Origin of the sequence: Streptomyces sp. NBC_00239, assembly GCF_036194065.1 — a bacterium.
GTDB lineage: Bacteria > Actinomycetota > Actinomycetes > Streptomycetales > Streptomycetaceae > Streptomyces.
On record NZ_CP108095.1, the window covers coordinates 6,427,657 to 6,439,224 of the forward strand.

Consider the following 11,568-nt stretch of genomic DNA (forward strand, 5'->3'; position numbering starts at 1 on the left):
TCTAGGGAGACACGCCGTGGCTGACCAGCATGTTTCCCTCCTCTTTGACGAAACATACGGAGTAGTGCATAGTTATGCCTGTCGTTGATTGCACCGTAAGGAGAAACCCGTGACCGAGCGCGTCGTACTCGCCTACTCGGGCGGCCTGGACACCTCCGTCGCCATCGGCTGGATCGCCGAGGAGACGGGCGCCGAGGTCATCGCCGTTGCCGTGGACGTCGGCCAGGGCGGCGAGGACCTGGACGTCATCCGCAAGCGCGCGCTCGCCTGCGGTGCCGTCGAGGCCGAAGTCGCGGACGCCAAGGACGAGTTCGCCAACGAGTACTGCCTCCCGGCCATCAAGGCCAACGCCCTCTACATGGACCGCTACCCGCTGGTCTCGGCGCTCTCCCGGCCGACCATCGTCAAGCACCTCGTCGCCGCCGCGAAGAAGCACAACGCCTCGATCGTGGCCCACGGCTGCACCGGCAAGGGCAACGACCAGGTCCGCTTCGAGGCCGGCATCGCCGCCCTCGGCCCCGACCTCAAGTGCATCGCCCCGGTCCGCGACTACGCGATGACCCGTGACAAGGCGATCGCCTTCTGCGAGGCCAAGCAGCTGCCCATCGCGACCACCAAGAAGTCCCCGTACTCGATCGACCAGAACGTCTTCGGGCGGGCCGTCGAGACCGGCTTCCTGGAGGACATCTGGAACGCGCCGATCGAGGACATCTACGAGTACACCTCGAACCCGGCCACCCCCCGCGAGGCCGACGAGGTCGTCATCTCCTTCAAGGAGGGCGTCCCGGTCGCCATCGACGGCCGCCCCGTGACCGTCCTCCAGGCGATCCAGCAGCTCAACGAGCGGGCCGGCGCCCAGGGCATCGGCCGGATCGACATGGTCGAGGACCGGCTCGTGGGCATCAAGTCCCGCGAGGTGTACGAGGCTCCCGGCGCGATCGCCCTGATCACCGCCCACCAGGAGCTGGAGAACGTCACCGTCGAGCGCGAGCTGGCCCGCTACAAGCGGCAGGTCGAGCAGCGCTGGGGCGAGATGGTCTACGACGGCCTGTGGTTCTCCCCGCTCAAGCGCGCCCTGGACGGCTTCATCAACGAGGCCAACCAGCACGTCACCGGTGACATCCGGATGACCCTGCACGCCGGTCGCGCCGTCGTCACCGGCCGCAAGTCCGACGAGTCGCTGTACGACTTCAACCTCGCCACCTACGACTCGGGCGACACCTTCGACCAGTCGAAGGCCCAGGGCTTCATCGAGATCTTCGGGCTCTCGTCGAAGATCGCAGCCCGCCGCGACCTCGCCTGATCACGGGCGACAGCACCGTACGCCGCGCCGCATCCGGTCCCCCCGGGCGCCCGTGAGCGCACCCCGGGTCGGCCGGGGCGCGGCGTACGGCGACACCGGCCGCCTCCCCGTTACCTCCGCGGCGGGGAGGCGGTTGCACATCCGAAGCACGCCGTACCGGCCGTGCACTCTTGAGGAGCAGTAGCTGTGAGCAGCAACAACGGTGACGTCCGGCTCTGGGGCGGCCGGTTCGCCGACGGCCCGGCCGAGGCGCTGGCGAAGCTGTCCGCGTCGGTCCACTTCGACTGGCGGCTGGCGCCGTACGACATCGCCGGCTCCCGCGCGCACGCCCGCGTGCTCCACAAGGCCGGGCTGCTCACCGCCGACGAGCTGACCCGCATGATCGACGGGCTCGACCGGCTGGAGGCGGACGTCGCCGACGGCTCGTTCACCGGCACGATCGCCGACGAGGACGTGCACACCGCCCTGGAGCGCGGGCTGCTGGAGCGGCTCGGCGCCGACCTCGGCGGCAAGCTGCGGGCCGGCCGGTCCCGCAACGACCAGGTCGCCACCCTCTTCCGGATGTACCTGCGCGACCACGCCCGGACCATCGGCGCCCTGATCGCCGACCTCCAGGACGCGCTGGTGGGCCTCGCCGAGGCACACGCGGACGTGGCCATGCCCGGCCGCACCCACCTCCAGCACGCGCAGCCGGTGCTCTTCGCCCACCACGTGCTGGCGCACGTGCAGTCGCTGTCGCGGGACGCCGAGCGGCTGCGCCAGTGGGACACCCGCACCGCGGTCTCCCCGTACGGCTCGGGCGCCCTGGCCGGCTCCTCGCTGGGCCTGGACCCGGAGGCGGTCGCCGCCGACCTCGGCTTCGAGCGCGGTTCGGTGGGCAACTCCATCGACGGTACGGCCTCGCGTGACTTCGTCGCCGAGTTCGCCTTCATCACGGCGATGATCGGGATCAACCTGTCCCGGATCGCCGAGGAGATCATCATCTGGAACACGAAGGAGTTCTCCTTCGTGACCCTGCACGACGCCTTCTCCACCGGCTCGTCGATCATGCCGCAGAAGAAGAACCCGGACATCGCCGAGCTGGCGCGCGGCAAGTCGGGCCGCCTGATCGGCAACCTGACGGGCCTCCTCGCGACCCTCAAGGCGCTGCCCCTGGCCTACAACCGGGACCTCCAGGAGGACAAGGAGCCGGTCTTCGACTCCTGCGACACCCTCGAGGTCCTGCTGCCGGCCTTCACCGGCATGATGGCCACCCTCACGGTGAACCGGGAGCGGATGGAGGAGCTGGCCCCGGCCGGCTTCTCGCTCGCCACCGACATCGCGGAGTGGCTGGTCAAGCAGGGCGTGCCGTTCCGGGTGGCGCACGAGGTCGCCGGCGAGTGCGTCAAGGAGTGCGAGGCGCTGGGCATCGAGCTGGACGAGCTGTCCGACGAGCAGTTCGCCAAGATCTCCGAGCACCTCACCCCCGAGGTCCGTACGGTCCTCAACGTGCCCGGCGCGCTGGCCTCCCGCAACGGCCGCGGCGGCACCGCCCCGAGCGCCGTCGCCGTCCAGCTCGCCGAACTGAAGGCGGACCTGGTCATCCAGCACGCCTGGTCCACCGCGAAGAAGTAACCCCCCTCGAAGGGCGGCACCGGCACAGCGCCGCTGCCGCCCTTCGTCGTGCCCGCCCCGCCGGGCCGCCCGCCCACGTGCCCGGTCCAGGCGGCCGGCGCCGCGAAGTCCCCGGCCGTCAGCCCGACCGCTGGCACCTTCAGCGGGCATCTCCCCTTTGGAATGAGACATCGACGTCTCATTTGGGGTATGGTTGTCTCATGGCCATGGATCGTGACCAGGTGCTGCGTGACGCGGCCGCCCTGCTCTCCCGCAAATCGACCGCGACGATGGACGAGGTCGCCAAAGCCGCCGGGATCGGGCGGGCGACCCTCCACCGGCACTTCGCAGGGCGCGACGCGCTCGTGCGCGCCCTCGAAGAGCTCGGCATCCGGGAGTTCGAGGTGGCGTTCGACAACGCCCGCCTCGACGAGGGCACCGCGCCCGACGCGCTGCGCCGGCTCGTCGCCGAAGCGGAGCCCAACGCCGAACTGCTGGCCTTCCTCGTCACCGAGAACCAGCTCTTCGAGGGCGACCAGGTCCACGAGGGCTGGGCCCGGCTCGACGCCCGCGTCTCGGCGCTCTTCCGCCGCGGACAGCAGGAGGGCGACATCCGCATCGACCTCAGCCCCGCCTGGCTCACCGAGGCCCTCTACGGCCTCATCGGCACCTGCGCCTGGGCCGTCATGGACGGCCGGGTCGCTGCCAAGGACTTCCAACACATGATCATCGAGCTGCTGCTCGGTGGCGCCCGACGGAGCGTGGAGAAATGACCGGTACGGAACAGCTGAGCCTGCACAAGGAGACGGAGGTCAAGAGCCCCGGACGGTGGGTCGCCCTGTCCGTGCTGGTGCTCGCCGTGCTGCTGGTCGCCGTCGACGCCACCGTGCTCGGCCTCGCCACCCCCTCGCTCAGCGAGGACCTCAAGCCGTCCGGCAGCCAGCTGCTGTGGATCGGCGACATCTACTCCTTCGTCATCGCCGGCCTGCTCGTCTCCATGGGCAGCCTCGGCGACCGCATCGGCCGCAAGAAGCTGCTGCTGATAGGCGCGACCGCGTTCGGCGCCGTCTCGGTCCTCAACGCCTACGCGACCAGCCCCGAGATGATGATCGTGGCCCGCGCGCTCCTCGGCGTCGCCGGCGCCACCCTGATGCCGTCCACCCTCGCGCTCATCCGCAACATCTTCCACGACCCCAAGGAGCGCAGCCTCGCCATCGGCATCTGGGGCGCCACCGCCTCCGCCGGTGCCGCCGTCGGCCCGGTCGTCGGCGGGTTCCTGCTCCAGCACTTCTACTGGGGCTCGGTCTTCCTCATCAACCTGCCCGTGATGATCGTGCTGGTCCTCGTCGGCATCAAGCTGCTCCCCGAGTCGAAGAACCCGGTGACCGGCCCCTGGGACCTGGTCAGCGTCGGCCTCTCGCTCGTCGGCATCATCGGCCTCGTCTACGCCGTCAAGGAAGTCGCCACGCACGGCATGACCGGCCAGGTCGCCCTCGCCGCCGTCATCGGCGCCGGCTCCCTCTACGCCTTCGTCCGCCGCCAGTTCACGCTGCCCGCGCCGCTGCTCGACATGCGCCTGTTCAAGCACCGCGGCTTCTCCGGCGCCGTACTCGCCGACCTGCTGACCGTCTTCGGACTGTCCGGCCTGGTCTTCTTCCTCTCGCAGTTCCTCCAGCTCGTCCAGGGCCGCGAACCCCTGGAGGCGGGCCTGGCCGAACTCCCCGCCGCCGTCGGCGCGGTGGTCACCGGCCTGGTCGCCGGCCGGTACGCCCGCAAGTACTCGGTGCGCGCCGTCGTCGCCGGCGGCCTCGCCGCCATCGGACTCGCCCTCGGCGTGATCACCCTGGTCCACAAGGAGACCGGCTACCCGCTGCTCGGCGCGGCCCTGCTGGTCGTCGGCCTCGGCGCCGGCTTCTCCTTCACCGTGACCGCCGACGTCATCCTCTCCAGCGTCCCCAAGGAGCAGGCCGGTTCGGCCTCCGCCGTCTCCGAGACCGCGTACGAACTGGGCGCCGCCCTCGGCATCGCCCTGCTCGGCTCCATCGTCACCGGCGTCTACCAGGGCTTCACCGCCCCGGCCGCAGTGCCCGCCGAGGTCGCCTCCGCCGCACACGAATCCCTCGGCGGGGCCGTCGAAGCGGCGAAGGCCGTGGACCCGGCGACCGCGCACACCATGGTCACCGCCGCCCAGGATGCCTTCGTGGACGGACTGCGGCTCGCCTCCGGCGTCGGCGCCGCCGTCCTGCTGGCCACCGCGGTCGCCGCCTGGTTCCTGCTGCGCGGCCAGAAGCTCCAGGACGGCATCGAGCACTGACCGCGCCACCCGGCGCCCCCCGCGGCGCCGTCCCCCGGCCGGGCCCGGCCGTCCTGACCCTCCGCCAGGACGGCCGGGGCTGCACCGAGTTGACAGTCTGATCATCCGGGCGGCAGCATCCGGCCGATGGAGATCACCGACCTGACCCCCGCGGAACGCCGCGTCTGGCAGGCGTTCCCGTACGACGAGGTCGTGGACTTCCGTGACGGCCCCGACGAGGACACCGCGGCCGGCGCGTCCTGGGGTCCCGAGCGCACCGTACGGGCCGAAGTGCTGCGGGCCCTGTTGCTGACCGCCCCCACCAGCGAGGGCGCCGCCGCGGGGCTCACCCTGTCCGGCGCCCGCATCACCGGCGTCCTGCGCCTGAAGTACGCCGCGATCGACCACCCCGTACGGCTGCGCTCCTGCCACTTCGAAGAGGAGCCGGACCTCTACGGGGCCCGGATGCGGGCCCTGGTCCTCACCGACTCCGTCCTGCCCGGCCTGGAGGCCTCCAACCTCGACCTGGAGGTCTACCTCCGGCTGTCCTGCTGCCGCGTCGCCGGCCAGCTCCGGCTCTCCGGCGCGCGCATCGGCGGCGGCGTCTTCCTCAACGACGCCGTGATCGGCACCCCCGGCGCGGCCACCCGGGGTGACGAGTCACAGCCCACCAGCCTGCTGCTCAACCACACCACCGTCGGCACCGACATCCGTGCCAAGCGCCTGACCGTCCACGGCAGGTTCCTGCTCAACGGCACCACCGTGGCCGGCCGGGTGCTCCTGGACGGCGGCTCCTTCGCCAACCCGGGCGGCAGCGCCATCCATGCCGAGACCCTGTCCGTCGGCACCGACCTGTCCGCCAAGGACATCCGGGCGGTCGGCCGGGTCGACCTCAAGGGCGCCCGCATCCCGGGCCAGCTCGACCTGCACCGCGCCGTCCTGGCCAACCCGGGCGACCAGGCCCTGCGCATCAGCAGCGCCGACATCGGCGAGCTGTGGCTGCGCGGCGCCGAGCCCGTCCGCGGCATCGTCAACCTGCGCCGCTCCCAGCTCGACCTGCTCCACGTCCCGACCGAGGTGCTGCCCGACAAGGTCCGACTCGACGGCCTGACCTACCGCACCCTGGCCCCCCACCACCCCGCCGAGGAGCGGCTGCCCCTCCTCGAACGCGACGAAGCGGGCTACCTGCCGTACGCGTACGAACAGCTCGCCGCCGCCTACCGCACCTCGGGGGACGAGGCCGCCGCCCGCACCGTCCAGCTGGCCAAACTGCGCCGCCACCGCCGTACGCTGCCCCGGTACGCCCGGCTGTGGGGCCTCCTCCAGGACGCGACCGTCGGCTACGGCTACCGGCCCATGCGCGCGGCGGGCTGGCTGTTCGCCCTGCTGCTGAGCGGGTCGGTGGCCTTCGCCGTGCGGACCCCGCCGCCGCTCAAGGCGGGCGAGGCGCCGGAGTTCAACCCGGTCTTCTACACCCTGGACCTGCTGCTGCCCGTGATCGGATTCGGCCAGGAGGCCGCCTTCGCACCCGGGGGATGGCAGCAGTGGCTCTCGTACCTGCTGATCGTCACCGGCTGGACGCTGGCCACCACCATCCTGGCCGGCATCAGCCGGTCGCTCAGCCGCCAGTGACGCGGAAGGGCCGGACCCCCGTCGGGATCCGGCCCTGCACCGCGCGCCGGACGGCTACGCGGCCTCCTTGGCCTTGGTCGCGTACATGTCGACGTACTCCTGGCCGGAGAGGCGCATGACTTCGGCCATCACCGAGTCCGTGACCGCGCGCAGCACGTACCGGTCGCGGTCCATGCCCTCGTAGCGGGAGAACTCCATCGGCTCGCCGAAGCGGACCGTCACCCGGCCCGGCCGCGGCATGCCCTTGCCGCCCGGCTGGAGCTTGTCGGTGCCGATCATCGCGAACGGAACCACCGGCGCGCCCGTCATCAGGGTGAGCCGGGCGATGCCGGTGCGGCCCCGGTACAGGCGGCCGTCGGGGGAGCGGGTGCCCTCGGGGTAGATCCCGAAGATCTTGCCCTCCTCAAGGATCCGGCGGCCGGTCATCAGGGCCGCGACCCCGCCGTTCGCACCGTCCCGGTCCACCGGGATCATGCCGGAGCCGGTGAAGAACCAGGCCATCAGCCGGCCCTTGAGGCCCTTCCCGGTGACGTACTCGTCCTTGCCGATGAAGTGCACCGTCCGGTCGCACACCAGCGGCAGGATCATCGAGTCGATGAAGGTCAGGTGGTTGCCCGCGAGGATCACCGCACCGCTGCCCGGAATGTTCTCGAGGCCCTCGACGCGGGTCCGGAACATCATGCGCATGACGGGTCCGACAGTGGCTTTGATGAGCGCGGTACGGAACAACGTGGGCCCTCCGGCGTCGAAAGCGGTCGTGCACCACAGCGAGTCAGTGCAGGTGAGGACGATACTCGCGGGTCGCCGCTGATCGCACATCGGGTTCACGAAGGCGATACGCAGTGTTGACGCACGTTTCCGCCATGTTCCGGCCGGCATCGCCCTCCCGTAAGACGCGGCTGCCTACCATCGGTCCGCCGAACTTCGGGCCGTGAACCCCCTGGAGACACAGAGACCCCAGGTCACGGGCCCGTCCACGAGAGCAGACCAAGGAGCACTCATGACGCAGGGTGGGGCAGCGCGGCGGACCGTGCTGGGCGCGGCGGTGCTCGCCGCCGGCGGGACCGCGGTGGGCCTGGGCGCCGGACCGGCCGCCGCCGCGGCCGAGGACAGCCGGCACGGCCAGGGCTACCGGGGGCTGCCCGTCCCCACCGTCATCGGGCACCGCGGCGCCAGCGGCTACCGCCCCGAGCACACCCTGGGCTCCTACCAGCTGGCCCTGGACCTCGGCGCCCACGTGATCGAGCAGGACCTCGTGCCCACCAAGGACGGCCATCTCGTCTGCCGGCACGAGAACGAGATCGGCGGCACCACCGACGTCGCCGACCACCCCGAGTTCGAGGCCCGCCGCACCACGAAGACCGTCGACGGCGTCGCGGTGACCGGCTGGTTCACCGAGGACTTCACGCTCGCCGAGCTCAAGACGCTGCGGGCCAAGGAGCGGATCCCGGCCCTGCGCCAGCGCAACACGCTCTACGACGGCCGCTGGGCCGTGCCCACCTTCGAGGAGGTGCTGCGCTGGGCCCGCCGCGAGGGCCGCCGGCGCGGCCGCGAGATCTGGCTGCACGTCGAGACCAAGCACCCCTCCTACTTCCGGGGCCTGGGCCTCGGCCTGGAGGAGCCCCTCGCGAAGCTGCTGCGCCGGTACGGCCGCGACGGCCGCAACGCCGCCGTCTTCCTCCAGTCCTTCGAGCCGTCCAGCATCCAGCGGCTGGCGAAGCTGGTCGCCGCGCCCAAGGTGGTCCTGCTGTCCGCCGCGAACACCCGGCCCTGGGACTTCCAGCAGGCCGGGGACCCGCGTACGGTCGCCGACCTGGTCCGCCCCGAGGGACTGGCCTGGATCGCCGGGTACGCGCAGGGCATCGGCCCGACCCTGGACCTCGTCGTGCCGCGCGACGCCGCCGGCCGCCTCGGCCCGCCGACCACCCTGGTCCGCGACGCGCACGCCCAGGGCCTGATCCTGCACCCCTACACCGCGCGCAACGAGAACAACTTCCTGCCCGCCGAGTTCCGCAAGGGCACCGACCCCACCGCCTACGGCGACGCCTTCGGCGCCCTGCGCACCTACTTCGAACTGGGCATCGACGGCATCTTCACCGACCAGCCGGACACCGCCCTGCTGGCCGCCGCCGACTTCACCGACCGGTAGCCGTCAACGACGACGCCGAAATGGCCCGTACGAGTGAGCGGCGGCCGGTGGGGAAACCCGCCGGCCGCCGTCGTGCGTCCCCCCGGCATGGACGTGATGAGCGAACTCGGCCCCCTGCTCTCCGCGGAGGCCGCCGCCGAGGCTCCGGGCACCGGAGTGGACCCCGCCGACCTCGAACAGGCCGTATGGGTCCGGCTGCTGGAGAACGACCGCGCGGCGGGCCGACCCTCCGAGGCTGCCCGCTGGCTGCGCCGGGCCGTCCGGGCCGAGGCGCGCCGCGCCCGGCGCCAGGCCCTGCGCGAGATCCCCGACGGCGGCCTCGCGGCCGGGGACGCGCCCTCCCCGGAGCGGGCCGCACTGGAAGGGGAGGCTCAGGACGCACTCCGTTCGGCCGTCGCCCGTCTGCCGGGACGCTGCCCCGAGCTGCTTCTTGCACTTCTTTCGCCCCGAGACCTCACTTACCGTGAAATCGCAGGAGAGTTGGGTATCTCACAAGGAAGTTTGGGACCCGTACGTTCCCGTTGCCTGGGATGTCTGCGCAGAATGCTGGCGGCAGAGGTTGCGGCTCCTGAACTGCGGGGAAAGGAGCGGTAGACCAGCGGGCTACCAGGTGAGCGGGAGGCATGCGCACATGGGCATGAGTGTGACCATCTCTGAGGCGAAAGCGGAAGACGCCGAACAGATCTTCAGACTGCAATACCTGTGCTTCCAGAGCGAGGCCGAGCTCTACGGCAACTACCGCATCGAACCGCTCGTCCAGTCCCTCGACTCGCTCAAGGCCGAGCTCGCGGCGGACACCGTCCTGGTCGCCCGGCTCGGCGACGAGGTCGTCGGCGCGGTGCGCGGCACCGCCGCCGAGGACGGCACCGCCCGGATCGGCAAGCTCTGCGTCCACCCCCGCCTGCAGGGCCACGGCCTCGGGGCCCGGCTGCTGCGCGCGGTCGAGGAGGACCTCGCCGGCCGCGGCGGCACCAGCCGCTTCCAGTTGTTCACCGGCGAGCGCAGCGAGAGCAACCTCCGCCTCTACCGCAAGGCCGGCTACGCCCGGGTCGACGACCGCACCAGCGCCGACGGCATCCGCCTGATCGTCCTGGAGAAGGCGGCCACCGCCTACGTCGTCAGCGCCTGAAAACGATCAGCGGGACGATCCCGAGCGAAACGATCCGAAGCGGCCGAGGAGCGCGGCGCCGGGGCTCAGGCCCGGGCGTCGCGCCGGCGGCGCAGCCACAGGATGCCCGTGACCGGCAGGATCACCGGGATGAAGAGGTAGCCCATCCCGAAGTCCGACCAGACGGTCGCGTCCGGGAAGGCCTCGGGCCGCACCAGCGTCCAGGTACCCACGGTCAGCACGCCCGTCAGCTCGGCCGCGCAGCAGATCCGCGCCGCCTTGCGGGCCGTCTCCCCACCGCGCACCAGCGAGTACGTGATGAAGGCGTACACGAGGGCGGCGACCGCGGAGAGCGTGTAGGCGAGCGGGGCCCGGTCGAACTCGGTGGAGATCTGGTAGAGCGAGCGCGAGACCGCGCCCACCGTGATCACCCCGTACAGCCACACGAGCAGCAGCCCCGGGCCGGACACCAGCCGGGCCCGCGCGCCGCCGTCCCGCTCCTGCTGCTGCGTCGTCGTGTCGGGCGCGGTCGTGCCGGGCGTCGTGTCAGGCACCGGGGCTCCCCCAAATGTCGTAGAGCCGCACTTCGAGCACGGCGAGCACCGCGGCGCCCGCGGCCACCGTCACCGAGCCCCACCGGGTGCGCTCGCTGAGCGAGAGGAACCCGGCGGCCGGGACCGCGGCGAACGCGCCGATCAGGTACGCCACGAAGATCACGCCGCCCTCGTCGGGACGGTCGCCCCGGGCCAGCCGCACCAGGCCCACCACCAGCTGGGCCAGCACCAGCACGCTCACCACGGCCATGCCGATGAAGTGCCAGTCCTTGGTCGGCTGGTCGCGGTAGGCGGCGAAACCGCACCAGGCGGCGAGGGCGAGTGCGGCCACACCGATCGTGACCGTCAGGGCGTCGAGCATGCAGCGAGGGTAGTACGGGCGGATCGGCCGCCCGCGCGCAGCCCTGCCCCCGCACGGCCCGGCATCCTGCCCCCGCACGGCCCGGCAGCCCCGCCCCCGCGCGTACGGGCGACCCCGCACCGGCCGTCGGAGCCGGCCCGTCCGCGGACCGTGGTCTTGACCACAGCGCACCCCGATGCGGACCCGTGGGCGGAGCTTTCGAGGGGGTGCCTCCCATCGGTGTCCGCGCAGGTCACCACAGGGTTTCCGGCCCTCGGGACAGGGGTGGGGGAGTGGGGTGCACTGTCCGGTATGCGGCCGAAATCTGTCCGCTATCCGGACAGCGTTGATCGGTCCCGCGGCAGGTCTGCTTTACTGGGCCCATGACCACGACGAGCAGCCGCACCCTTGCGACCGAGGCGATGATGACGCCCGGTGCTCGCTGTATGTGTCGAATGTGCGCCTTCTGAGGGCCCCCTTCCTGAGCCTCGCGCCCCGAAGCGAGACCGGTGAGCCTGTCCGTGACGTCGGATCTGCTCCTCTTGCGCGCCTGCGCTGCACTGAGTAATTCCTCCCGGTTCAGCCCGTATCGCGTC

General features: G+C 71.7%; 11 protein-coding genes. 8 read left to right on the forward strand and 3 right to left on the reverse strand.

Going from position 1 to position 11,568, the window contains the following annotated elements:
* The first annotated feature begins 109 nt into the window (after positions 1 to 109).
* The 5 genes from OG764_RS28255 to OG764_RS28275 all read left to right on the forward strand — a co-directional run bounded on the left by OG764_RS28255 (position 110) and on the right by OG764_RS28275 (position 6,821).
* Entirely contained in the window at positions 110 to 1,303 is a 1,194-nt protein-coding gene (locus tag OG764_RS28255; RefSeq protein ID WP_328971241.1) for an argininosuccinate synthase, read from the forward strand.
* Between the two features lie 186 nt (positions 1,304 to 1,489).
* Positions 1,490 to 2,917 carry an argininosuccinate lyase gene (gene argH / locus OG764_RS28260; protein ID WP_328971242.1) on the forward strand — a complete coding sequence of 476 codons (1,428 nt, stop codon included), beginning with the start codon at positions 1,490 to 1,492 and terminating at the stop codon, positions 2,915 to 2,917.
* A gap of 200 nt (positions 2,918 to 3,117) precedes the next feature.
* Positions 3,118 to 3,669 carry a TetR/AcrR family transcriptional regulator gene (locus OG764_RS28265; RefSeq protein WP_328971243.1) on the forward strand — a complete coding sequence of 184 codons (552 nt, stop codon included), beginning with the start codon at positions 3,118 to 3,120 and terminating at the stop codon, positions 3,667 to 3,669.
* Positions 3,666 to 5,210, forward strand: a complete 1,545-nt coding sequence (locus tag OG764_RS28270; protein WP_328971244.1) for a DHA2 family efflux MFS transporter permease subunit — start codon at positions 3,666 to 3,668, stop codon at positions 5,208 to 5,210. Before OG764_RS28265 ends, OG764_RS28270 begins: the two co-directional genes overlap by 4 nt.
* A 126-nt stretch (positions 5,211 to 5,336) precedes the next feature.
* On the forward strand, positions 5,337 to 6,821 hold the full coding sequence (locus OG764_RS28275) for a membrane-associated oxidoreductase (RefSeq protein WP_328971245.1): 1,485 nt from the start codon (positions 5,337 to 5,339) through the stop codon (positions 6,819 to 6,821).
* Between the two features lie 54 nt (positions 6,822 to 6,875).
* Here OG764_RS28275 and OG764_RS28280 read toward each other — a convergent pair whose 3' ends face one another.
* Positions 6,876 to 7,649, reverse strand: a complete 774-nt coding sequence (locus OG764_RS28280) for a lysophospholipid acyltransferase family protein (RefSeq protein WP_443056078.1) — start codon at positions 7,647 to 7,649, stop codon at positions 6,876 to 6,878.
* Positions 7,650 to 7,821: 172 nt separating this feature from the next.
* Between OG764_RS28280 and OG764_RS28285 the strand changes: the two genes are divergently transcribed.
* From OG764_RS28285 to OG764_RS28295, 3 genes are all read left to right on the forward strand, one after another.
* Positions 7,822 to 8,970, forward strand: coding sequence for a glycerophosphodiester phosphodiesterase (locus OG764_RS28285; protein ID WP_328971247.1), 1,149 nt, complete (start codon positions 7,822 to 7,824; stop codon positions 8,968 to 8,970).
* A gap of 87 nt (positions 8,971 to 9,057) precedes the next feature.
* Positions 9,058 to 9,564: an RNA polymerase sigma factor gene (locus tag OG764_RS28290; protein ID WP_328971248.1), complete on the forward strand. Its 507-nt coding sequence runs from the start codon at positions 9,058 to 9,060 to the stop codon at positions 9,562 to 9,564.
* Positions 9,565 to 9,601: 37 nt separating this feature from the next.
* A complete protein-coding gene (locus tag OG764_RS28295) occupies positions 9,602 to 10,099 on the forward strand; it encodes a GNAT family N-acetyltransferase (RefSeq protein ID WP_328971249.1) in 498 nt (165 codons plus the stop codon).
* Positions 10,100 to 10,164: 65 nt separating this feature from the next.
* Here the strand turns inward: OG764_RS28295 and OG764_RS28300 are convergent, their stop codons facing one another.
* On the reverse strand, positions 10,165 to 10,551 hold the full coding sequence (locus OG764_RS28300; protein WP_328973211.1) for a hypothetical protein: 387 nt from the start codon (positions 10,549 to 10,551) through the stop codon (positions 10,165 to 10,167).
* A gap of 73 nt (positions 10,552 to 10,624) precedes the next feature.
* Positions 10,625 to 10,993 carry a hypothetical protein gene (locus tag OG764_RS28305; protein ID WP_328971250.1) on the reverse strand — a complete coding sequence of 123 codons (369 nt, stop codon included), beginning with the start codon at positions 10,991 to 10,993 and terminating at the stop codon, positions 10,625 to 10,627.
* Positions 10,994 to 11,568 lie beyond the last annotated feature (575 nt).